Genomic DNA, 22,813 nt, shown 5'->3' on the forward strand with positions numbered 1-22,813 from the left:
GGGGAGGAAAGGTCACTGCGCGGCATCGGCCGCCGCCACGGTCGCGGGCGTGGCTTCGCCGCCGCCCAGGCTGTGCACATAGGCCGCCAGCATGCGGATGGTGGCCTTGTCGAGCTTGTCGTCCCAGCGGGGCATGACGCCGTGGCGGCTGTTCCAGACGGTATCGTGGATGCTGCCCGCATCGCCGCCAAAGAGCCAGATCGCGTCCGTCAGATTGGGCGCGCCCAGTTCGCGGCTGCCCTTGCCGTCCGGTCCGTGGCAGACCGCGCAATTGTCCGCGAAGATCGGCGCGCCGCGCTGCGACGCCGCGCTGGGCTTGTCCTGATGGCTGATCGCGCGGACATAGGCGACCACATCGTCCACCTGCGCGGGTTGCAGCAGTTGATCCTTGCCGAAGGCGGGCATCAGCGACTGGCGCGTTTCGGCATGGTCGGGATTGCGGACGCCATCGGTGATCGTCTTTTCGATCGCCGCCAGATCGCCGCCCCACAACCAGTCGTCGTCATTGAGGTTGGGATAGCCCCTGGACCCCGCCGCGCCCGATCCGTGGCATTGCACGCAATGCACGCGGAAGGCGGCGCGACCGCCCTCGACCGCTGCCTGCATCAGTCGCGGATGGTTGGGCAGGTCCTGGATCGGCGTCTCCGCAATGGCCTTGCGGATCGGCGCGACCTGCGTTTCGCGGGCGGCCAGTTCCTTTTCCAGCGCGCCCCGGCTCGACCAGCCCAACATTCCCTGCGTGGCGCGGTCGATCATCGGCCAGGCCGGATAGGCGATGGTATAGCCCACCGCGAAGAGGATGGTCGCGTAGAAGGTCCACAGCCACCAGCGAGGCAGGGGCGTGTCCAGTTCCCGGATGCCGTCCCACTCATGCCCCTTCATCTCGGTGCCGGTGGCTGCGTCGATGCGCGGTTGCTTGTCGTCAGCCATGGTCGGCGTCCCTGTTCTCATTCTCGCTGTCGAAGATCATGCGGGCGGCCTCGTCGCCGCGTTCCCGTCCCTTGGGCAGGAAAGTCCAGCCGATCAGGACGAGATAGACGACGGTCATGGCGACCAGCCCCCAGCTATCGGCGAAATGCCGCAGTTCATTGTAGTTCATCGCCGGACCTCCTGCGGTCTGGCGGATTCCACGTCGACCAGCGTGCCCAGCATCTGGAGGTAGGCGACCAGCGCATCCATCTCCGTCAGCCGGCTGGGATCGCCGTCGAAGTCGCGCGCCTGCGCCTTGGGATAGCGCTTCAGCAGATCGGCAGTGTCGGCATCGGGATCGGCCTGCGCCTTGAGGTCGTCATTGGCCTTGGCGATGTCCTCCTTCGTATAGGGGACGCCGACCCGGCTCAGGGCGGTCAGGTCCTTCGCCATATCGCCTGCCTTGAGGTCGCGTTCGGCCAGGAAGGCATAGGGCGGCATGATCGATTCCGGCACCACCGCGCGCGGATCGATCAGGTGCTGGACATGCCATTCGTCCGAATAGCGCCCGCCCACGCGCGCGAGGTCCGGCCCGGTGCGCTTGGAGCCCCATTGAAAGGGGTGGTCGTACATGCTTTCGGCGGCAAGGCTGTAGTGGCCGTAGCGTTCGGTCTCGTCCCGGAAGGGGCGGATCATCTGGCTGTGGCAGTTGTAGCAACCCTCGCGGATGTAGATGTTGCGGCCCGCCTGCTCCAGCGGCGTGTAGGGGCGCATCCCCTCCACCTTCTCGATCGTGTTGTCGATCCAGAAGAGGGGCGCGATCTCCACGATGCCGCCGATCGCCACCACCGCCAGAGACAGCGCCGCCAGCAGCGTGACATTGCGTTCGATCTTCTTATGGTCGAAGAATTTGGTCGCCATGATTGCTGTTCCTTATTCGGCGGGCTGCGGAGCGGGCGCGATGGGGCGATCGCGCGCGGCGTCATAGCGGGGCATCGACATCGGCTGTTCCACGCGCTGCCGCCCCGCGATCGTCTGCCAGACGTTCCAGACCATCACCACGGCGCCGGCGAGGTAGAGCACGCCGCCCAGCGAGCGGATGACATAATAAGGGAACATGGCCGACACGACTTCGGAGAAGGCGTAGACGAGATAACCGTCCGAGCCATATTCGCGCCACATCAGGCCCTGGGTGATGCCTGCCACCCACATGGCGGCGGCGTAGAGCACGATGCCCAGCGTCGCGAGCCAGAAGTGCCAGTTGACCATGCGCAGCGAATAAAGCCGCTCGCGGCCCCACAGGCGCGGTACCAGGAAATAGATGGCGGCGAAGCTGATCATGCCGTTCCACCCCAGCGCGCCGGCATGGACGTGGCCGATGGTCCATTCGGTGTAATGGCTGAGCGAATTGACCGCCTTGATCGACAGCATCGGCCCTTCGAAGGTCGCCATGCCGTAGAAGGCCAGCGCCAGCACCATCATGCGGATGATGGGGTCGGTCCGAACCTTGTCCCACGCGCCGTTCAGCGTCATCAGGCCGTTGATCATGCCGCCCCAGCTCGGCATCCACAGCACGACCGAGAAGACCATGCCCAGCGTCTGCGCCCAGTCGGGCAGAGCGGTGTAATGGAGATGGTGCGGACCTGCCCAGATGTAGAGGAAGATCAGCGACCAGAAGTGGATGATCGACAGGCGATAGCTGTAGATTGGCCGTTCGGCCTGCTTGGGCACGAAATAATACATCATCGCCAGGAAGGGCGTGGTGAGGAAGAAGGCGACGGCGTTATGGCCGTACCACCATTGCGTCAGCGCGTCCTGCACCCCGGCGAAGGCGGAATAGCTCCTCGATCCGAAGAGGCTGACCGGGATCGCCAGGTTGTTGACGATGTGCAGCATCGCGATGGTGATGATGAAGCTGAGGTAGAACCAGTTGGCCACATAGATATGCGGCTCGTTCCGTTTCAGCAGCGTGCCCACGAAGACGACGAAATAGGCGACCCAGACGATGGTGAGCCACAGGTCGACATACCATTCGGGTTCGGCATATTCGCGGCTTTCGGTGATGCCCAGCACATAGCCGGTCGCCGCCAGCACGATGAAAAGCTGATACCCCCAGAAGACGAAGCGGGCGAGCGTCGGGAAGGCGAGCCGGGCGCGGCAGGTGCGCTGGACGATGTAATAGCTCGTCGCGATCAGCACGTTACCGCCGAACGCGAAGATCACCGCCGATGTGTGAAGCGGGCGCAGCCGTCCGAAAGTGGTGAATTCGAAGCCGAGATTGAGCGCCGGAAAGGCCAGTTGCAGGGCGATGAACAGCCCCGCGAAAAAACCGACAACGCCCCAGAAAACGGTGGCCAGGATGCCCCAGCGGACGGGATCGTCATCATATTTGCCCTGATCCTCGGGCATTTTCAGCAAACCGCGCGCGATGCCCGCATAGTCGGCGTGGCGCATGGTGAGCACCGCCAGCAGCAAGGCGACGGCGCAGACGATGCCCATATGGACGGCAAAGCCGAAGTCCACCGCCATCAGCATGGCCGCGAACGCCGCCAGCGCGAGCGCGAACCACCCGCCCGTCCTGAAAACCAGTCTTTCCATGGTCATTCCCCATCAAAGGCTGTGCGGTGCCCTCTCGGACGGGCGCCGCCCCCTTGCGATGTCCTCTGTCAAAGCAGGGGTGCGGGGTCTTTACGGGATAATCCTTAGGCGGTTTGTCCGGGGGCGGAGCGCCGTCCTGAACCTGTTCGGCATGACGGCCGAGGCAATGGTTCTCCGGCTTCTTCTGCTGGAAAACAGCTATCGGGCCCGCAGGCTTGCAGGATCGGGCGGGGTCGTGAAAAAGGCTCCCGTACATGAAGCACGGGAGCCTTGAAGGGCGTAGCGCGAGGCCAGGAAGGTCAGCTTCCCTCCGCCATGTTTTCCAGCCGGCGGGCATCGCGGACGCATACGCCGCGCCGGCCTTCCAGCGCGATGACGCCACGCCGCTTGAGGTCGGTCATCTGCCGCGACACCGTTTCGATGGTGAGGCCAAGGACATCGGCGATCTGCTGGCGGGAAAGAGGCAGGTCGATCACGCCGTTTCCGTCGGCGGGCAGTCGCCGGGCCATGTCGAGCAGGAAGGTCGCCACCTTCTCCCGCGCATTCTTGCGGCCCAGCAGCAGCATCCATGCCCGCGTGCGGTCCAGATCGTTGAGCGTGCGTTGCAGCAGCCGATGCTCGAGCCGGGAATGTTCGCGCGCGAAATTGTCGAAGGCGGCGCGGGGATAAAGGCACAGCCGCGCATCGGTGAGGGCGGTCACGCTGTGCGGCGTGCGCGCGCCGAAAGGACGGCCGATGAAGTCGGAGGCATAGACGACGCCCACAATCTGTTCGCGGCCATCCCCGGTGGAGGTGGACAGTTTCAGCGTGCCCTCGATGACATTGGCGACCAGGGTGGAACTGTCCCCTTCCCACATCACGGTTTGCCCCGCTTGCAGGTGGACCCTGCGTCCGATGCGGCTCAGCGCCGCGCGATCCTCGCACGCCAGATCGGCGCAGATCGCATTGCCGCGCACTTCGCAGCGGTCGCAGCCATGGCTTGCGCAGTCGCGGGCCGGCTTGGTCATGGCCATCATGATGTCGGCGTCGCCTCGCGCGTTTTTCGCTCGATCAATTTGCAGGGTCATGCGCGCTGCATGCCGGTCCGCGCGGGACAGACCTATCCGTAATGATCCCTATGCGGAGCGGCCGGGCTACTCCAGCCCCGCGTGGAAAGCGATGCGCAGCGCTTCGGCCAGGCTCTTCACGTCCAGCTTCTGCATCAGGTTGGCGCGGTGGATCTCCACCGTGCGCGGGCTGATGCCCAGATCATAGGCGATCGTCTTGTTGGGCAGCCCTTCGACCAGGCCGTTCAGCACATCGCGTTCCCGGTCGGTCAGCACATTGAGCCGCGATCGCGCTTCGTCCGCCCGGGCATTCGCGCCGCGATCGGAAAGGGACTGCTGGCGCGCCGATTCCAGGCAGCGGATGAGAACGGTCTTTTCGAACGGCTTTTCGATGAAATCGGCCGCGCCCGCCTTCATCGCCTGCACCGCCATGTCGATGTCGCCATGGCCCGTCATGATGACGACCGGCAGCATGATGCCCTGCGCCCGCAATTCGCGCTGCACCGCCAGCCCGTCAATATCGGGCATCCGCACGTCCAGCAGCACGCATCCGGGCGCCAGGCCGGGGGCTTCCTTGAGGAAGGGCGCGCCGCCTTCGAACAATTGCACCGCATAGCCGCTGGTTTTCAGCATGAAGGACAGCGAGCGCCGGATCGCCTCGTCATCGTCCACGACATAGATGGGATAGGGTTCGCTCATCCTGTTTCCGCCCCTGCTCAGTCCGCGCTGTCCAATGTGAAGTGAAAGGCCGTTCCGCCCCATGGGGACGGCGTTGCCCAGATGCGTCCGCCATGCCCTTCGATGATCGTCTGGCTAATGGAGAGGCCCAGTCCCATGCCCGACGCCTTCGTCGTCGCGAACGGCATGAAGAGCGTGCGCGACATATCGGGGTCCAGCCCCGGCCCGCTGTCGGCGATGACGACCTCCACCCGGCCTTCGTCGGCGGGGGCGGCGGAAAGGCGCAGGATGCGGACGGGGGAATCGGCCATCGCCTCCACGGCGTTCTTGGTCAGGTTGATGACGACCTGCTGCAACTGCACGCGGTTGACCAGCACCTTGTCCACCGCCTTGTCGACGCTGATGTCCATGTCGATGCCGCGGCTGTCCATGCCGATGAAGGCCAGCGCCGCGCCTTCGGCCAGGAGGCCGCGCAGCGGTTCGGGCTGGCGCATCGTTTCGCCGCGTTTGATGAACTCCCGCAACGACCGGATGATTTCTCCCGCGCGAAGCGCCTGCGCCGCGCTTTCGGCCATCGCCTCGCGCAGCATCTCGCGATCCACCGGCCCGTCCATGTCCAGCAGGTCGCGTCCCGCCTCCAGATAATTGGCGATGGCGGTCAGCGGCTGGTTGAGTTCATGGGCGAGGGTCGAGGCCAATGTCCCCATCGCCGTGACGCGGGAGGCATGGGCCAGTTCGGCCTGCAAATCCGCGACGCGCCGTTCGGCCTGCTGTCGTTCGGTCAGGTCGCGGATGAAGCCGGTGAACAGGCGCCTGCGCCCGTCATGGACTTCGCCCACGGACAGTTCGATGGGAAAGGTCGACCCGTCCCGCCGCCGCGCGCTGGTCAGGCGGCCGATGCCGATGATGCGCTTTTCGCCGGTCTTGAGATAGCGGTCGATATAGCCGTCATGCCTTTCCCGGTCGGGAGAGGGCATCAGCATCGAGATATTCTCGCCCAGAACGTCGCTTTCGGCATATTGGAACATGCGCTGGGCCGCGGCGCTGAAGGATATGATATGGCCGGCCATGTCGATCACGATCAGCGCGTCGGGCACCGTCGCCAGGATCGATCCCAGCAACGCCTGTTCCAGGCTATGCTCGCGCGCGCTCAAGCCTTCGGTTTCGTCGTCCGTGACAGCCATCATGCCTTCATGCCGTTTCCCGCCCATGCCAGCAAGACCGGCAAGATGTCCCATGCGTCGGATACCCTCCCATGGCTATGCTCGCGCGCGGGGCCGGGCCATCCGGGATAGTCCGTATAGCCTTTTCCGTCGGGGAATCGGATGGGAGGGGGATGACGTGGACGACGATACGCCTTGAACTTGCCCGCACTCCCGCGTTTCCCAGAGGATCAGCCGCCCGCAGCTATGTGCTGCGCTTGCCGCTCACTGGGGATGGCGTGGTGGACGAGAAGGAATATCGCAGTCATCCCGAACTCGCGACCGTGCGGCGGTTCTGGCCGAACGAGCCGGACAAGCGCGGGAGCCTGTTGCGCACCGCCGAAGGATGGGTGCTTTCCTATGAACCCGGCGAGGAGGATGACGAACGGATATTCCGGCTCGATAGCCATCCGATCCTGCCCGGCAGCTATCTGACCCTGACGGAAGCGGATGGCGAGCGGCTGCCCTTCATGGTGAAGGCCCTGGCCGCGATGTGAAGCGGCCGGGCGCGGCAAACAAGATGGCATAACGCACGCTTCTGGAGAGGGAAGGCGCCTATCCGCGCCTTCCCCGCCCTGTTCTCAGAATTTCATCCCGAGGCCGACGCCGAACACCAGCGGGTCGAGATGCAGCTTCACCCGCTGGACGCCGGCCGCCGTGGTCGACAGGCGCGCGGTGGTGTCGATGTCCAGATATTTGACATCCAGGTTCAGGAAGACCTTGTCGGTCAGGTCGATGTCCACGCCCGCCTGCGCGGCCCAGCCGAAACTGTCGGACATGCGGACCTTCGTCGCCCCCACCGCGCCCTCCAGAGCGTTCGATGCCTTTTCATCGTAGAACAGCGTATAGTTGATCCCCGCGCCGACATAGGGGCGCAGATGGCCCGCGGGCAGGAAATGATATTGGGCCGTCAGCGTCGGCGGCAGCACCCAGGTGGAAGCGAGCTTGCCGATGCCGCCGGTGGTGCCGGTCCGTCCGCTCGCGCTATGTTTGGTGGTCGCGGCGATCAGCTCGAAGCCGATATGGTCGCTTGCCATATAGGTGAAGTCGATTTCCGGCGTCACGGCATTGTCCACCTTCGCCTTTTCGCCGGGGAAGGCGGGCAGGATGCTGCCGCTCTTTTCATTGGGCGCGACCATGATGCCGCGCACCCTGATCAGCACATCGCCTTGCGCCGCCTGAGCGGGAATCGCGAACAGGGCGCTGGCGGCCGCCGCGCCGAGCAGGATCGTCTTGATGGTCATCGGAATGTCTCCGTCCCTTTTGTTGTCGGTGACGCTCCTTTGCCGCGATGCGACGGCGCGGGCATTGAGTGTGCTCAAGGGAAAAATTGACCTGCCTCAATGTGCGCTGGCGGGCGTCATGCGATGGCGCGCGCATGTGGACCTATCACCATGACCTGCTCGCCCGGCCCGTGCCGCGCTACACCAGCTATCCCACCGCCGCGCAATTCCATGACGGGGTGGGCGCCGACCATCTCGCCGCCCGGCTGGAAGCGCTGGACAGGGAAGAGGACATGTCGCTCTATATCCACATCCCCTATTGTCATGACATCTGCTGGTATTGCGGCTGCAATACGGGCGCGGCGAACCGGTCCCAGCGGCTTGTGGCCTATGTCATGGCGCTGGAGCAGGAAATCGCCGCGATGGCGCAACGGCTGGGCGGTCGGGGCAGGGTGCGGCGCATAGCCTTTGGCGGAGGCAGTCCCAATTCCCTGCCGCTGGTCGATTTCATCCGCCTGTTGCAGCAGATATTGCTGTGCTTCGACGCGCACCAGGCGGAAATCTCGGTGGAACTGGACCCGCGACGGCTGGACGGCCAGTGGATTTCCGCGATGGGGGCCGTGGGGGTGGATCGCGTCAATCTGGGCGTGCAGACCTTCGCCCCGCATGTGCAGACCCGTATCGGCCGCGTCCAGCCGCTCGACATGGTGGAGCGTGCGGTGGAGCAGCTGCACGGCGCGGGCATCGCGACGGGCTTCGACCTCATGTACGGACTGCCGGGCCAAGGCCTCGACGATCTGGCTGCGACGATCGAGGCCGGCATCCGGCTGAATCCCGCGCGCGTGGCCTTGTTCGGCTATGCCCATATGCCCCATCTCCTGCCCCGCCAGCGGCGCATCGACGTCAGCGGCATGCCGGACATCGCTGCACGGTTCGACATGGCGGCGACGGGATACCGGATGCTGACGGAGGCGGGCTATGTGGCGGTCGGTTTCGACCATTTCGCGCGGCCCGGGGACGGCCTTGCCCTGGCGCTCGGCGAAGGGCGGTTGCGGCGCAATTTCCAGGGCTTCACCGATGATCCGGCGGAGGTGCTGATCGGTCTGGGCGCCAGCGCCATCAGCCAGTTTCCCGATCTGATCGTCCAGAATGAGAAGCGGGCCGGCATCTGGCGCCAACTGGTGGAGGACGAGAAACTGTCCGCCGTGCGCGGGACGGTGAGGACCGCCGACGACCGGGAACGAGGCCGCATCATCGAAGCCCTCCTGTGCCGGGGCGAAGCGGATGCCGGGCTTTGTCCGATGCCCGACCTGTCGCGATTCGAGGAACTGGGATTGGTGGAGGTGGCGCAGAAGCGCATGGCACTGACGCCGCAGGCGCTTCCCTATGCCCGCAGCATCGCGGCTTGTTTCGACGCCTGGCTGCAACCGGCGGAAAAGCGGTTCAGCCATGCGGTATAGCGCATGGCTGGCGGCAGCGGCGCTTTGTCTGAAATTGCCGCCGGTATATGCGCCGGACCACGCCGTTCCGGCTGCTTTCGCCTGCGGTTCCTTGCCGGTGGGCTGGGTGCCGCCGTGGCAGCGGAAACCCACCATGCCCTCCCGCACCGATGTGTCCTGCCACCTTATGCCGTGCGACAGGAAAAAGCCCGGCGTCAAAGCAGGACGCGGCCCGTTTCCCGCCTGAACCCCGCGCCATATTGGCCGTTGCATCCGCCCGGCGGATCGCCCTAATGCGGAGGATCAGGTTCCTTCGGGGGTGATGATCGCCCGGAGGGAAAGATCATTCTTTCAGCAGGCTATCCTTGTTCATGCCCATCCTTCCGCAGTCCAGCATCGACCGGCGCAGCCTGATCCGGGGAACGGCGGCCCTGACCGGCGCGCTGGCGCTGGCGCGCGCCTTTCCGGCATGGGCGCGCAGCGGCACGGTGGGAGGCACCGTCGCGCCGGACGTGCTGAGCGGCGACCTGATCCGCCTGACGGTGGGCGAGAGCCATTTCGCGACCGGCGGGCGATCGGCCCATGCGGTGACGGTGAACGGCGTGCTGCCCGCGCCGCTCATCCGCCTCAAGGAAGGGCAGAATGTCCGTCTGGCCGTCACCAACAGGCTGAAGGAAGATACGTCGATCCACTGGCATGGCCTGATCCTGCCCTTCCAGATGGATGGCGTGCCGGGGGTGAGCTTTCCCGGCATCCGGCCCGGCGAAACCTTCACCTATGAATTTCCGGTGCGGCAGGCGGGCACCTATTGGTATCACAGCCATTCGGGGATGCAGGAGGCGATGGGTCATTATGGGCCCATCGTCATCGATCCGGCTGGCCCCGACCCCGTGCGGAGCGATCGCGAGCATGTGGTCGTGCTGTCCGACTGGAGCCCGGTTCATCCGCATGTGCTGTTGAAACGTCTCAAGCAGATGGGCGGCTATTTCAACATGCAGAAGCAGACGCTGGCCGGCCTGCTCGCGGGGAAGGACCAGAGCGCGAAGGAACGCCTCCAGTGGGGGGCGATGCGGATGGACCCCACCGATATTTCGGACGTGACGGGCGCCACCTACAGCTTTCTGGTGAACGGCCACGGCACGGCGGAGAACTGGACCGGCCTGTTTACGCCGGGCGAGCGTGTGAGGTTCCGTATCATCAACGCTTCGGCGATGACCAATTTCAATGTCCGCCTGCCGGGGCTGCCGATGACGGTGGTCCAGTGCGACGGGCAGGATGTGCAGCCGGTCGACACCGACGAGTTCCAGATCGGCATCGCGGAGACCTATGACGTCATCGTCCAGCCCGGCGAGGCGAAGCCCTATGCGCTGGTGGCGGAGGCGATCGACCGCTCTGGCCTCGTCCGCGCGACGCTCGCCCCGCGCATCGGCATGGCGGCGGAAGTGCCCGCGCTTCGCGAGCGTCCGCTGCTGGGCATGAAGGATATGGGCATGGACATGCCGGATATGCCCATGCCGGATATGCATGGCGGCCATGACGGGGCGATGGGCGGCCATTCGATGAAGATGCGGGACAAGTCGGCCGCGCCCCAGGTGAAGATGGGGCCGGGGGTCGCCACCCTTTCGCCCATGCCCGTCGACCGGATCGCCGACCGTCCGACGGGCCTTGAGGATGTGGGGCATCGGGTGCTGACCTATGCCGACCTCAAATCCCTCACGCCCAATCCGGACCAGCGGACGCCCACGCGCTCGCTCGACATCCACCTGACCGCCAACATGGAACGCTATATGTGGTCCTTCGACGGGGTGAAGCTGTCCGACGGGGCGGAACCCATCGCCTTCCGTCATGGGGAGCGGGTGCGGGTGACCCTCATCAACGACACGATGATGCCGCATCCCATCCACCTGCACGGCCATTTCTTCGAACTGGTGACGGGGGCGGGCGGCCACCATCCGCGCAAGCATACGGTGAACGTGCTGCCGGGAGGAAAGCTGAGTTTCGACCTCACCGCCGATGCCCTCGGCGATTGGGCGTTCCATTGCCATATGCTGATGCACATGCACTCCGGCATGATGCGGGTCGTGACGGTGCGGCATGAGGGGGAGGGGGCATGAAAATGCTTGCGTCCGCCGCGGCATTGGTTTTCGCTTTCGCGCCGCCGGCCCTGCTGGCGCAGGACAGTCACGGCCAGATGGACCACGGCCAGATGGACCACGGCCAGATGGACCACGGCCAGATGGACCACGGCCAGATGGACCACGGCCAGATGGACCACGGCCAGATGGACCACGGCCAGATGGACCACGGCCAGATGGACCACGGCCAGATGGACCACGGCCAGATGGACCACGGCCAGATGGACCACGGCCAGATGGACCACGGGCCGGGGCAGGATCATCCGGCCCATCCCATGCCTGCCCCGCCTCCCTCGTCCAGCCATCCGCATGCCGGACATGGGGCGGGCGTTCCCGTGGACGCGATCCCGAAAGGAAGCGCGCCCATGCCGCCCGCCGATCATGCCGCCGAAGCCTATTACGATCGCGCCGACATGCAGCGCGCCCGTGCGGCGATGCTGCGGGAAAGCGGCGGGATGGTCTTTTCCCAGTTCATGCTGGACCGGATGGAATATCAGGCGCGCAAGGGGGCGGACGGCTATCACTGGGAAGGAGAGGGCTGGATCGGCGGCGACATCAACCGCTTCGCCTTCAAGAGCGAGGGGGAAGGGGAAATCGGCGGCCCGCTGGAGCGCGCGGAGATGCAGGCCCTCTACAGCCGCGCCATTGGTCCATGGTTCAACCTGGAGGCCGGCATACGTCATGACATCCGCCCGCAACCACAGCGAACCTATGCGGTTATCGGGTTGGAAGGATTGGCGCCTTATTGGTTCGAGATCGGCGTGCAGGCTTTTCTTTCCGACAAGGGCGACGCCCATCTTCGGCTGGAAGGAAGTTACGACCAGCGCATCACCCAGCGGGTGATCCTGCAACCTGCGGCCAAAGTGAATATCGCGGCGCAGGATGTCCCGGAACTGGGTATCGGATCGGGCTTTTCCGACATCGAACTGGGCTTGCGCCTGCGCTATGAATTCGCCCGCGAATTCGCGCCCTATATCGGCATCAACTGGGAACGCAAACTGGGCGACAGCGCCGCCTATGCACGGGCCGGGGGAGAGCGGGTGTCGTCAACCAGCATGGTCATGGGGGTGCGGTTCTGGTTTTGACGATGGCGCGCAGGAGCCGCTGGGGAAACCGTTCATGCCCGGGAGCAGGTCCATGACGGGACATGCCTGATGCAGGGTGCAGGCGTTTGCATCAGTCGCTCTTCCGGTCTCGTCCGTTCCCCACATCCTTACGCGCCTCGCCCTTGCTGGTCCGCTGAGCGACAGCGCGCGCGCCTGCCAGCACGGGACCGCAGGCGGCCGATCTGGCGTCGCCCACATCCACGAATGCAAGCAGCCCCACCAAAGGGGCGGCCACGGTGGCGAGGCCCAGGCCAGCGCCTGCCCGGCCGAGCAGCTGGGGGCTGATAACCTGTAGCGACGGATCGGCGAAATGCCCGCCGATGCCCACGGGCGATTGGCCGGAGAAAAGGCTGAACTTCTTTCCATCGGCGCGGATGGCGATGTCGATGGCCTCCGTGTCGAAGCGGAAACCGCCCCGGCCCGTGACGACATTCTTGCTCGTGTCGATCAGGATCGGATCGGTCGTGGCGATGCCGTTGCGCACGGTGAAGGCGACAAGCCCGCAGTTGACCTCGATCGGCTTTTTCAGCTTGCCCTGGAACATCTTGGAGATGAAGGTCCCGATGTCCAGCTCCGAAAGCTGCGCGTTCCGCGTCCACACGGTCCCCTGCGGCATGACGAAGGCGATCCGTCCGGAGGATGTCGCGAGCGAATCGTGGATGGTGTCGCCCCGGCCATCCAGCCTGATGCGTCCATGGATCGTGCCGGTGGTGCCGGAATCCGCCACGCCATATCCCGCGAGCAGGCGGCCCATCGGCGTCGAGGCGAGGCGGATGTCATAACGGATCGCCGATGGTCGCGGGCGCGTGTCGAAGACGAGGTCGGATATCACGTCGCCGCGCGCCATCGAGAAAGTGAGCGGCGAAAGCTCCAGTCGGCCGTTTTCGAGAGCGAGCTTCATGGCGATATTCGACACCGGCACATTCTTCGAGCGCACCATGGCGATCTTCCAGTCGAGACCGGCATCGAAGCTCTGCATCGTTGCGACCGGCAATTCCGCGTCGGGCAGCACGCGGCGCGCGCTTGCGCCGGTGGCGGCCGCGGCGGCCACGGCGCCTTTCGCGGCAACGATGTCGGGGTTGTAACCGATGAAGGGCGCGGCATCGATGATGTCGAGCCGTCGTGTCGTCAGCGCCGCGTCGATGCGCAGGCGCCCGGCGTTCCTGATGGTGAAGCGACCGGCAAGATCGGATTGCCCGAAGCTGCCCGTCATGCCGGTGAAACGATAGACCTCTCCATCCTTCACCAGCCGGGCATCGAGCGCATAGCGGCGCGTGTGCGGAATGGCGACGCCGATCACGGCCAACAGGTCGGACAGGTCGCGGCCTTGCGCGCGGACTTGCAGCGGAACGCCTTCAAACTCCGTCAGGGTGGGAAGGGTTCCTGCGACATCGATCACGTTCCGGGCCGTGGAGGCGCGCAGGGCGAGCTTGTTCTCGCCTCCGCTGACGCTCGCATCGGGTGAAAGCAGGCGCGCGGCGACCCGGAACGGCGTGTCGCGGAACCGGCCGTCGCCATGAACGCCGATCGTGCGCCCGATCCGCGCATCGCTCGATGTAACCGGGGCGATCCGGAGATGGGCGAGCAAGGGCGTCTTGGGATCGACATAGCGGACCACCAGGCCTGAAACGTTGGCGCGGCCTATGCGCGGCAGTTCGAACGGCTTGCCTGCCGTCCCGTCGCCGAAGGTCCATGTATTGCGTTCACGCCGGGCGTCCCACTCCAGGTCCGCCTTTCCTTCCACCAGATGCAGCGTATGGAAACGCTTGCGACCGAAAATCAGGGAGAAGGGGGCGATGTACGCTTCGATACGCTTTGCGCTGAAGAGGCTGGCCTGCTTCGCCCATCGGGGATTGGAGACATCGAGGTCTTCAGCCACGAATTTGACGCGCAGCGGAGCGAAATAGAGCTGGAAGTCGCCACCCACGCGGACCGTGCGCTCCGTGATCGAACTGGCGATGCTTTCGAATGGATGCTTGAGAAAACGGCCTTTGGTGATGAAGAGGATCAGCCAAATCGCCACCACCACACCCAGAAAGATCAGGATGGCATTGCGCAGGCCATGAAGACGCCGCCGATGGCGGGAGGCCGCCGGATCAGCATCCCGACGGGCGGTTGTCATGGTTGCGTCCATAATCATGCCAATCGCATGAGACGGGCTTTGGTTTCAAAAGCGGGTTTGTCTCCGAGGCGGCTGCCGAGCGGCGGTCCGGCACGATCCATGGCCGTTCCGGATCGTCATTCCATGACTGCGCGCGCCATGTCGGTTTGCTGGCTGGCGAAGTGGATTGTGAGAGCCGGCGCGTCCCGCCAACCCCATGAACGGGATTGGCGGGACATGCCGCTTCAGAAACGCGCGCTCAGGCTGACCCAATAGCTGCGCGCCTTGTCCTTGTTATTATAATGATCGATATAGGTGGGCGTGTATTCGCCATTGACCGGATCGCCGAAGTCGACGTCATAGGCGCGGAAATCGCGGTTCAGCAGGTTGTTCACGCGCGCGCCCAGGGTCAGGTGATCGTTGAGCCGATATTGCGCGCCCAGGTTCAGCACCTGATAGCTCTTGTAGTAGAGGTGGTTGCCGTTCGTATCGAGGCCGCGATAGCGCCGCGATCGGTGTTCGGCCGAAAGCTGCGCCGACAGGCCATCCATGACCTGCCAGTCCAGCGTGGCGTTCGCCATATGCTTCGCCGTCTGGGTCAGGGGCTGGCCCGCTGATGCGCCCGTCAACTGCTTGCTGTCGGTATAGGTGTAGTTGGCCCGGATCGAGAGGCCGGGGAAGAACTGGTAGCGGCCCGCGATTTCGGCGCCCTTGATGCGCGCCTTGTCGACGTTGATCGGCACGCTGATCGTGCGGCCCAGGCCCAGAACCGCCCAATAGTCGCCCAGGTTGGCGCAGGGCCGCACGAAATTGGTGATGGCGCAAGGCTCGACGATGGTGGAGTCGATCTTGTCCTTGAACTTGTTGTGGAACAGCGTGACGTTGATGCCGCTGTCCGGCGTCGGGTTCCAGTAGAGCGCCACCTCGCTGTTGACGCTGGTTTCCGGCTTCAGGTCGGGATTGCCGATGAACGGACTGGTCCCCTGTCCGCCGAAGCCGCGAATGCCGTCGTAAAGATCGGTGGTCTTGGGCGTCTTGTAGCCCGTGCTGACCCCGCCCTTCAGCGTCAGGGTCGGATTGATCTCGAAATTGGCATAGATGCGCGGGCTGAAATGGCCGCCGAACAGATTATGATGGTCATAGCGCAGGCCGCCAGTGACGGTCAGCCCTTCGACGATAGTCCAGTTGTCCTCGGCAAAGAGCGACCAGATCTTGTGATCCTGCACGGCTTCGGTGCCGCCGGTGGAGGCTTCGAGGCCGAAAACGCCATCGTCGAGCTTGCCGTCTATATATTGGCCGCCGATCACGAGATGATGCCGCCCGGCGAGATTTTCGAGCGGAATGTCGAGCCGCGCGTCGAGCGTATATTGCGCGCTCTCCAGCTTGCGGAGCGGACGCGGCAGAAAGGTTTCCGCGGCGATTTCGCGGCGTTCCGCGGTCGTCAGGCCCGCATAGTCGCCCGTCCCGTTCCACATCTGCTGAAGGAGCAGGCGCTCGGCGACCGAAAAGGGCATGGTGCGGCCCTTATTGTTGGTCTTCACATAGGCGAGCGAGACGAAGCTGCGCCCGAAGCCCCAATCGCCATTGTGGGTGATCGCCCAGTTCAGGCGGTCGAAAACCTGATTGTCGGTATAGCCCACGCGCGGCTGCACCACGCCGCCGCTCGCGCGCCAGATGCTTTCGATGCCGTCGAGCGTACCCAGCGGATAGGTGATGACGCCCGTGTCGGGATCGACGATGGGCGTGTTGTCATAGACCTGCTTCGAATAGTCGATGTCGAAGATGAAGCTGTGGTCGGGCGACGGGGTGAAGCTGATCGATCCGCCATAGCTGCGGTTGGTGTTCTTCACCGTCTTGCCGCCGCCGCCAAAGCCCAGCCCGCGCACATGCGACACGCCCGCCGGATCGACCACCGGCGCGAAATCGGGTTCGGACGGATAGCGCTTGTAATAGGAACCGCGCAGCTTCAGGCCGATGAGGCCGGGAACCAGCGGACCGCCGACATTGGCGTCGAAGGTCATGTCGTCGCCGAAATCGCTGTCCTCCTGGATGCTGCGGCCAAAGGTGGCCGACCCGCTCCAGCGATCCGGCACCTTCTTGGTGATGATGTTGATGACCCCGCCCAGTGCGTCGGCGCCATAAAGGGTCGAGGCGGGACCGCGAATGACCTCGATCCGTTCGATCGAATCGAGCGGCGGGATATGGTTGAACTGGTTGCCGCCAAAGCTGTTCGGATAGATGTCGCCATGGTTGTTCTGGCGGCGGCCGTCGATCATGACGAGCGTATAGTCGGACCCCATGCCGCGAATGCTGATCGTCCGTTGTCCCGTCTTGTCGGAGGTTTCGCCGACATCGACGCCCTCTATGTCGCGAACCGCGTCTATCAGGGTCATATAGGGGCGCTGGCGCAGTTCTTCCTCGGTCACGACGGTGATGCTGGCGGGCGCGTCGGTGATCTTCTGCTCGAAGCCCGCGGCGGTGACGACGATGGAACTGGACTGGCTTTCCGCCTCGCTTGCCGATGCCGGAGCGGCGAAAAGGGCGGCGAGCACGGACAGGGCCGCGCCCTGGCCCAGACGGAGCTTGCGAGTGCGAACGACTCTGGTCATTGTAATCCCCCACTATTGCGAATAATTAGCAATTGAATGTCGGGGCGCGGCCTGATGCCAATCGGGCATCCGGTCAATCGAATCAGAGGCAGGAGCAAAGATTTGTTACAATCCGCGACAAGGGACCGATCCGCGTCGGCAAGGCGGGCTCCGCCGGCGGCGCCTCATATCGTCATTGTCGAGGACGATGCGGGCGTTCGCACGCTGCTGGCCCGCATCCTACGCGAATGCGGTTATCATGTGACGGGCGCCGCCGACAGCCGCGAACTGGAAGCTGCCATGGGCGAGCGGCAGGTCGATCTGATCCTGCTCGACATCATGCTGCCGGGCAGGAACGGCCTCGACATCTGCCGCGCCGTCCGGGAACGCAGCCGGGTTCCGATCATCATGATCAGCGCGCGGGGGCAGGAAAGCGACCGGGTGGCGGGTCTGGACCTGGGGGCCGACGATTATATCGCCAAGCCTTTCGGTCGCGCGGAAGTCCTGGCGCGGGTGCGCGCGATGCTCCGCCGGGCCAGCGATCCGCATGTGCCGCTCGACATTCCGATCCCGGCACAATTCGATTTTGCGGGCTGGCGCTACCATGCGCGGCGTTGCGAACTGATTTCGCCGACGGGGGCCGAAGTCGCTCTCACGGCGGCGGAGCATGACCTGTTGCTGGTGCTGCTGCGCCACCCGCAGCGGATGATCGGCCGCGAGCGTCTGATCGAAATGACGCGCAGCCGCATAGCCACGCCGACCGATCGCAGCATCGACGTGCTGATCAGCCGCCTGCGCCGCAAATTGGGAGACGGCCGGCAATCGCGGTCGATCATCCGCACGATACGCGGGGTCGGCTATATGTTCGCGGCTGACGTGCACGTCACTTGAGGATGGGGCGCCTAAGGATGCGGCCCCTGCGTTCGATCGGGATGGTCGGGCGGATCGCGCTGGTCGTGGCGGCGGCGGTCCTGCTGGAGCTATGCGGCAATATCGCCCTGCATCGCTGGCAGGAAGCCGAACTGGTGCCGGCCAGCCAGATCCGGCGGATTTCCGCTCGGCTGGTGGAAGCCGAACGCGCGGCGATCGTCCATCATCCGCGCGACCGGGGCCGGACGATGCACGAACTGGCAGGCGACGGCATGACGCTCAATTGGGTGGCGCGAACCGTCATCACCGACTTCGGCGCCTACACCACCCGGCTCGGCCAGTTGCGCGAGGCGATGATCGGCGGCGAGCCGGGCCTTGCCGCGCGGGAATTGCGGCTGACGCTGATTCCCTCCGCCGAGCCGGGGAAACGCGATCTTCTGGGTGCGCGGCAACTTGTCGACGGGTCTTTCGTGACGTTCCGCATCGGCCCCTATCTCGACGCGCCGCCGCACCCGGCCACGGTCGTCGCGATGCATCTGCTGCTGACGTTGGGCGTGCTGCTGATCGCCGTGCTCATGGTCCGGGCGCTGGTACAGCCGCTCCGCAACCTTGCGGAGGCGGCGGACGCGACCGGGCATGGCCGCAAGGGATCGTTCCGGATCGAAGGGCCGCCCGAAGTCCGGCGCGTCGCCGCTGCCTTTTCGGCCATGCAGGCCCGGCTCGTTCAGACGATGGAGGATCATACCCAATCGCTGATCTCCGTGTCGCATGACTTGCGCACGCCGATCCAGCGCCTGCATCTGCGCGCCGCGCTGATCGACGATCCCGAAGCGCGGGAGGCGCTGGCGGTGGACCTGGGGGAAATGGAGCATTTCATCGAATCGACCCTCTCCTATTTCCGCAGCGGCGACGAGGAACCGCTCCGGCGGATCGATCTGGCGGCCATCGCGATGACGGCGGTGGACACCGCGTCGGATCTGGGCGCGGACATCCGCTACGAAGGGCCCGATGCGTTCGAGACCATGGCGCGACCGCTGGCGATGAAGCGGGTCATCGCGAACCTGATCGACAATGCCCGCCGCCATGCGGACCGGATCGTCCTGACGCTCCGGTCCGTGGATCATGGCGGCTTCGAGATGGACGTGGACGACGATGGCCCCGGCATCCCCGCCGATTTGCGGGCGGAGGCGGTCCTGCCATTCCGGCGGCTGGAGCAGGCGCCGGGGCAGGGGCATGGCGGCGCGGGCCTGGGCCTGGCCGCCGTCGACCGCGCGATGGCGGCCATGGGCGGAAGGCTGATCCTGACGGACAGTCCGCTCGGGGGCCTGAAGGCGCGGCTTGTCGTGCAGGCAAGCTGAGGCGTCGGCGGGCGGGGAAAGCCGCTCGCTGCGCCCGCAAACGGCCTTCAGTACAGGTTCGACTTATAATCCTTTTCCAACCCCTTGCGCATCAACCCCGGCACCGACATGACCGCCCCGGCCAGTCTTGCGCCCAGACCCTTGTCCCGATTGAGTTTGACGTGCGCGACGAACATCGCCGCCGGATCGATCCGTTCCGCTTTCTGTCCCATGGGCCACAACCGCGCCCGCGCGAGCGCGCCGCTCTCCCGCAGGTCCAGCGCGGCGCCATCGACCCGGACCGCGAGCAGGGGCGTTTTGCCCTGCACGGCAAAGCGAGCCCGCGTTTCCGCATCCGCAGTCAGGCTCGCGGTGCCGGAAAGGGTCGCGACGCGGGTCGATCCGGGCAGCAGCAGGGTCATCGCAATGCGAGGCTGGGAAAGGATGTTGCGAAAGCTGTCGACGCGCCGGTTGCCCGGCCGGTCGGCGAACCATAACGTTCCTTCTTCGACCCGCGCCATGAGGCCAGCCGGATCGCCCTTGGGACTGAGATCCGCCCGTCCTTGCTTATCGACGGTCGCGAGCGCCATGAAGCGACTGGCTGCCACGAAGGTCGCCGCATCCTCCGGCGGACCGGCGATCGGTTCGGCTTCCCAAAAGGCCGATCGGATCAACGCCTTGGCGCAGTGGACATAGCACTCCTCCACCGCGACATGGACCTGATCCGCGTCCACATGCGCGACCCGTCCATTGACGCGCAGCGTTTCCCCGATCCCCGGCGCGAGGAACAGGGAGCCGAAACCCCTGCCCGGCTTCAGGCCTTCCGCATCGTCCATGGCGATCAGCGGGATGTGCAGCATGGCCCGGTCCCCTCCGGCAAAGCCTGGACCGCCACCGGCCATCGTCACGCGCGCCCCCCGTCCATCGCCCATGGAAATGAATGCGAAAGGAGAGGCGGACAGCCAGCGCAGGGCGCTTTCGTCCAGATGGTCGATCACCTTGAGATGAATGGCTGGCGGTGTCCGGCCGACGATCGCCTCCAGCGCGGCAGTCGTATCGACTGGGCTCGTCATTCCGCCTGCCATCCGCGTCCTATCACGGCCGCAACGATCGGCGATGGATCATGTGTGGTCGGGGCGGGGCCGGCCCATCTGCGAACCAGATGCCGCGGCTCGATGCGCGTCGCGAGAAATGTCATGCCCAGTCTCCTCTGATCGCGGTCGGATGACGTAGCGATGCGTTTCGCCCTATTGCACCTGGGGTTATATTGATAACAATAATGACTTGCAATATAAGTTGGTAAACGATAGCGGCGCGCTGAATTTTCCAAGAGGGGTGTATATGAGACTCGGATATTGGGGGGCGTCCTTGATGGCATTGGCGATGCCGATGGTTTCCACGATGGCGGCCGCCGCCGAAGCGGATTCATCGAGCGCGACGGCGCCGGCGGAAGACGATCGCAAGGCGACGATCATCGTCAACGGCCAGTCGACCTCCCTTGCCTCGGTCAGCGGCACCAAGACTCAGGCGCCGCTGATCGAAACGCCGCAGAGCATCACGATCATCGACAGGGAAGAACTGGTCCTGCGCAACGCGCTGTCGATCAACCAGGCGCTGACCTATGTCGCGGGCGTCGGTCCCAACCAGCGGGGGAATGTCGCCGTCCGCTATGACCAACTGACGATACGCGGCTTCTCTCCCGCGAGCTTTCTCGACGGCATGCGGCTCCAAGGGGGCGTCTATTCCTCGCCGCAGATCGACTTCCATCGCATCGAAAGCGTCGATGTCATCAAGGGGCCGGCCTCCGTTCTCTACGGCAATTCCACGCCGGGCGGTCTTGTCAACATGACGAGCAAGGTTCCGCGGGCCGAAGCGGGCGGCTCGGTGGAAGTGGCGGCGGGCAATTTCTCCCTGCTGCGCGGCGCGGTGGACAGCACCGGGCCGATCGACAGCCAGGGCCGCTTTCTCTATCGCATCGTCGGCGGCGCGGAAAAGAGCGACGGTTTCGTCGATTATGTCAAGAATGAGCGTTATTATATCAGCCCGATGGTCAGCTTCGTCCCTGACGAGGCGACTTCCCTGACGCTGATCGCCGCCTACCAGCGCGATCCCAAGGGCGGTTCCTATGGTTCGGTGCCGCCCATCGGCTCGGCCGTGCCCAATCCCAACGGCAAGATCCGCTGGGCATTCTACGATGGCGAACCGGGCTATGAGGCGTTCGACCGCAAGCAATATTCCTTGTCCGCCCTGTTCCGCCGCGACTTCAACGAGGTGGTCCGCTATCGCGCCAATGCGCGCTACATCAAGGTGAAGCAGCATTACCGCTCGGTCTACAATTCCAGCATGCTGCCGGACCTGCGGACGATCGAACGCGGCGGGGGCGGGTCTGACGAGGTGTTCCAGACCTTCACCATCGACAATAATATCGCGGCGACATTTGCGACCGGCCCGTTTGAGCATCAGTTGCTGGTAGGTCTCGACTTCCTCCATAATGAGGGCACGGGCTATCAGCGCTTCGTGCGCGGGGCCGCCAATGGCATCCCCAATCTGGACATCTATGAGCCGGTCTACGGGGTCGTCATTCCCGACGTGCTTGCGGGCGTGCCGCCGACCGACAGCCGCCGCAACCAGACCGGCCTATACGCGCAGGATCAGGTGCATCTGGGCGGCCTCAATCTGATCGGCAGCATCCGCAAGGACTGGTATTGGCAGCGGTCGACCACTTCGGGCGTCAGCACGACCATGGAACAGTCCAAGACGACCTATCGGGCGGGTGCGCTATACGCGTTTGAATTCGGCCTTTCGCCCTATTTCAGCTATTCGACCTCGTTCGAACCGCAAAGCGGCACGACCGTGACGGGCAAGCCTTTCGTGCCCGCCACCGGACGACAATATGAGGCGGGCCTGAAGTTCCAGCCGCCCGGCACCGACACGATCCTCACCCTGTCCGTCTATGACCTGGCGCGCCAGAACGTGCCCGTTTCCGATCCTGACAATCCGGGCTATTCCATTCAGGTGGGCGAGACCGGGACAAGGGGCATCGAACTGGAAGGGCGCGGATCGATCCGCCCCGGCCTGGAGTTCAGCCTTGCGGGCACCTACATGGATTCCGAGTTGAAACGCGGCAATCCGCCTTCCACGACCGTCATCAACGGCGCGCAGCAATCGGGCGTCACGGGCACCAGGCCGCTCGCCATTCCGTCATGGACCGCTTCGTCCTTCCTCTCCTACGACCTGACGAAGAATGAGGCGATCGCCGGTCCTCTTGGCGGGCTGACCATCGGCGCGGGCATACGCTATGTCGGTGGATCGGACGGCATCTATACGCTGGCGACCAATACGACGCCCGCCACGACGCTGACCCGGTTCCGCACCCGGGGCTATACGCTGGTCGACGCCGTGCTGGGTTATGATCTGGGCCGTCTGGACGGCGGGATGGAGGGGTTCAACCTGATGGTCAACGCCAGCAACCTGTTCGACAAGCGGCATGTGACCAGTTGCCTTTCCACCAACTGGTGCTGGTTCGGCGCGCCGCGCACGGTCGTCGCCTCTCTCCGTTATAAATGGTGATGGGATGAAAC

The 22,813-nt window shown here is 64.7% G+C and carries 18 protein-coding genes; 7 read left to right on the top strand and 11 right to left on the bottom strand.

The window, feature by feature from the left end:
- Positions 1–12: 12 nt before the first annotated feature.
- From ccoP to SCLO_RS03170, 7 genes are all read right to left on the bottom strand, one after another.
- Positions 13–930 (bottom strand): cytochrome-c oxidase, cbb3-type subunit III, encoded by a 918-nt coding sequence (ccoP, locus tag SCLO_RS03135; RefSeq protein WP_066518594.1) that lies wholly within the window; start codon positions 928–930, stop codon positions 13–15.
- Positions 923–1,099 (bottom strand): cbb3-type cytochrome c oxidase subunit 3, encoded by a 177-nt coding sequence (locus SCLO_RS03140; RefSeq protein WP_066518592.1) that lies wholly within the window; start codon positions 1,097–1,099, stop codon positions 923–925. Before SCLO_RS03140 ends, ccoP begins: the two co-directional genes overlap by 8 nt.
- Positions 1,096–1,830: a cytochrome-c oxidase, cbb3-type subunit II gene (gene ccoO, locus SCLO_RS03145; protein ID WP_066518590.1), complete on the bottom strand. Its 735-nt coding sequence runs from the start codon at positions 1,828–1,830 to the stop codon at positions 1,096–1,098. The genes SCLO_RS03140 and ccoO overlap by 4 nt, the downstream gene beginning before the upstream one ends.
- Before the next feature lie 12 nt (positions 1,831–1,842).
- Positions 1,843–3,507 (bottom strand): cytochrome-c oxidase, cbb3-type subunit I, encoded by a 1,665-nt coding sequence (gene ccoN / locus SCLO_RS03150; protein ID WP_066518589.1) that lies wholly within the window; start codon positions 3,505–3,507, stop codon positions 1,843–1,845.
- A gap of 299 nt (positions 3,508–3,806) precedes the next feature.
- Positions 3,807–4,514 carry a Crp/Fnr family transcriptional regulator gene (locus SCLO_RS03160; RefSeq protein WP_231923333.1) on the bottom strand — a complete coding sequence of 236 codons (708 nt, stop codon included), beginning with the start codon at positions 4,512–4,514 and terminating at the stop codon, positions 3,807–3,809.
- A gap of 126 nt (positions 4,515–4,640) precedes the next feature.
- Entirely contained in the window at positions 4,641–5,252 is a 612-nt protein-coding gene (gene fixJ, locus SCLO_RS03165; protein WP_066518579.1) for a response regulator FixJ, read from the bottom strand.
- Positions 5,253–5,269: 17 nt separating this feature from the next.
- Positions 5,270–6,415 carry a sensor histidine kinase gene (locus tag SCLO_RS03170; protein ID WP_066518685.1) on the bottom strand — a complete coding sequence of 382 codons (1,146 nt, stop codon included), beginning with the start codon at positions 6,413–6,415 and terminating at the stop codon, positions 5,270–5,272.
- A 152-nt stretch (positions 6,416–6,567) separates the two neighbouring features.
- Here SCLO_RS03170 and SCLO_RS03175 point away from each other — a divergent pair, with 152 nt between their 5' ends.
- Positions 6,568–6,930, top strand: a complete 363-nt coding sequence (locus SCLO_RS03175) for a hypothetical protein (protein ID WP_066518578.1) — start codon at positions 6,568–6,570, stop codon at positions 6,928–6,930.
- Positions 6,931–7,014: 84 nt separating this feature from the next.
- Here SCLO_RS03175 and SCLO_RS03180 read toward each other — a convergent pair whose 3' ends face one another.
- The gene (locus tag SCLO_RS03180) at positions 7,015–7,677 is read right to left on the bottom strand and encodes an OmpW/AlkL family protein (RefSeq protein WP_066518577.1); all 663 of its coding nucleotides are present in this window, start codon (positions 7,675–7,677) and stop codon (positions 7,015–7,017) included.
- A gap of 134 nt (positions 7,678–7,811) precedes the next feature.
- On the opposite strand from SCLO_RS03180, the gene SCLO_RS03185 reads away from it, so the two are divergent.
- The 3 genes from SCLO_RS03185 (at position 7,812) to SCLO_RS03200 (ending at position 12,315) form a co-directional block, all read left to right on the top strand.
- Positions 7,812–9,116: a radical SAM protein gene (locus tag SCLO_RS03185; protein ID WP_066518684.1), complete on the top strand. Its 1,305-nt coding sequence runs from the start codon at positions 7,812–7,814 to the stop codon at positions 9,114–9,116.
- Positions 9,117–9,466: 350 nt separating this feature from the next.
- A complete protein-coding gene (locus SCLO_RS03195) occupies positions 9,467–11,209 on the top strand; it encodes a copper resistance system multicopper oxidase (RefSeq protein WP_066518571.1) in 1,743 nt (580 codons plus the stop codon).
- 182 nt (positions 11,210–11,391) lie between these two features.
- Entirely contained in the window at positions 11,392–12,315 is a 924-nt protein-coding gene (locus tag SCLO_RS03200; RefSeq protein ID WP_231923434.1) for a copper resistance protein B, read from the top strand.
- A gap of 91 nt (positions 12,316–12,406) precedes the next feature.
- Here SCLO_RS03200 and SCLO_RS03205 read toward each other — a convergent pair whose 3' ends face one another.
- Both SCLO_RS03205 and SCLO_RS03210 read right to left on the bottom strand, forming a co-directional pair.
- Positions 12,407–14,458, bottom strand: coding sequence for an AsmA family protein (locus SCLO_RS03205; RefSeq protein WP_231923334.1), 2,052 nt, complete (start codon positions 14,456–14,458; stop codon positions 12,407–12,409).
- 224 nt (positions 14,459–14,682) lie between these two features.
- The gene (locus tag SCLO_RS03210) at positions 14,683–17,046 is read right to left on the bottom strand and encodes a TonB-dependent receptor domain-containing protein (RefSeq protein WP_066520064.1); all 2,364 of its coding nucleotides are present in this window, start codon (positions 17,044–17,046) and stop codon (positions 14,683–14,685) included.
- A 102-nt stretch (positions 17,047–17,148) separates the two neighbouring features.
- On the opposite strand from SCLO_RS03210, the gene SCLO_RS03215 reads away from it, so the two are divergent.
- Positions 17,149–17,916 (top strand): response regulator transcription factor, encoded by a 768-nt coding sequence (locus tag SCLO_RS03215; RefSeq protein WP_231923335.1) that lies wholly within the window; start codon positions 17,149–17,151, stop codon positions 17,914–17,916.
- 17 nt (positions 17,917–17,933) lie between these two features.
- Positions 17,934–19,253 carry an ATP-binding protein gene (locus SCLO_RS03220; protein WP_066520066.1) on the top strand — a complete coding sequence of 440 codons (1,320 nt, stop codon included), beginning with the start codon at positions 17,934–17,936 and terminating at the stop codon, positions 19,251–19,253.
- 47 nt (positions 19,254–19,300) lie between these two features.
- Here the strand turns inward: SCLO_RS03220 and SCLO_RS03225 are convergent, their stop codons facing one another.
- A complete protein-coding gene (locus SCLO_RS03225) occupies positions 19,301–20,305 on the bottom strand; it encodes a pyridoxamine 5'-phosphate oxidase family protein (protein WP_066520069.1) in 1,005 nt (334 codons plus the stop codon).
- 310 nt (positions 20,306–20,615) lie between these two features.
- Between SCLO_RS03225 and SCLO_RS03230 the strand changes: the two genes are divergently transcribed.
- Positions 20,616–22,802: a TonB-dependent siderophore receptor gene (locus SCLO_RS03230; RefSeq protein ID WP_066520072.1), complete on the top strand. Its 2,187-nt coding sequence runs from the start codon at positions 20,616–20,618 to the stop codon at positions 22,800–22,802.
- Positions 22,803–22,813 lie beyond the last annotated feature (11 nt).

Source organism: Sphingobium cloacae (genome assembly GCF_002355855.1).
Classification (GTDB): Bacteria; Pseudomonadota; Alphaproteobacteria; order Sphingomonadales; family Sphingomonadaceae; genus Sphingobium; species Sphingobium cloacae.